This window comes from Candidatus Cardinium hertigii, from assembly GCF_003788695.1.
The window spans coordinates 1-931 of sequence record NZ_RARA01000015.1 but is presented as its reverse complement, the minus strand read 5'-3'; the positions used below and the strand labels follow the sequence as shown (position 1 = coordinate 931).

Genomic DNA, 931 nt, shown 5'->3' with positions numbered 1-931 from the left:
AACCCAGTAGCTGCACAGGAGTTTTTAGAATACTATTTACCAGCTGATTTTAAGGCTATAGTAGATTTAACAAAAATTACTATAGAAAAAGAATCTTTTGTAGAAGAGGATCTAAGGAGAAAATTAAGTGATCTTGTATTTTCTGTACAAACCAAAAACCACGATACGGCTTTTGTTTATGTATTGATTGAGGCGCAAGCTACACCAGACCATTGGATAGCTTTGCGATTATGGAAGTACATACTTTTATTATGCGAACGGCATAAGCAAAAAAAAGATGGGTTACCCTTAATCTGTCCTCTTTTAATCTATCATGGCGCTAAAACATATAATGCACCCAGAAATTTATGGCAATTGTTTAGTCATCCTGAACACGCTAAAAAACTCATGACAGAAGATTATCAGCTGATTGATTTACAAAGCATGCCAGAGGATGAGATCCTAAAGAAAAAACAGTTGGGTATGTTTGAATATATGCTCAAATACATTCATAAACGGGATTTGTTAAAAGTATGGGCAGAACTTTTATCAAAATGCCCATATGCCGTTCTAATAGATAAAGAAAAAAATTATCTTTGTATAAAGACGTTGTTATGGTATACTGATACAAAGTTACCAGAAGTGCAACAACAAGAATTAGAACGGATCATTACTAGTCATTTATCTAAAGAAGAAACCGTTACGATTATGCGAACCATTGCACAAAAATATATTGATGAAGGGATGCAACAAGGAATCATACAAGGTATGGAGAAAGGTATAGAGAAAGGTATAGAGAAAGGTATAGAGGAAGGTATGGAAAAGGGTAAAACTAAAAGAAATCTTGAAATAGCAAAAAAGATGTTAGCTAATAATATGGATGCTACCCTTATTGCGCATATTACTGGGCTTGATATCTCTTTTATTCGTACACTTAAGCAGTGAGACCGTT

At 33.9% G+C, this 931-nt stretch carries 1 protein-coding gene; it reads left to right on the top strand.

From position 1 onward, the window contains the following. Positions 1-924, top strand: a 924-nt coding sequence (locus EDM02_RS05595; protein ID WP_184891057.1) for an Rpn family recombination-promoting nuclease/putative transposase, incomplete at its 5' end; no start/stop codon positions are given. Between the last annotated feature and the right edge of the window lie 7 nt (positions 925-931).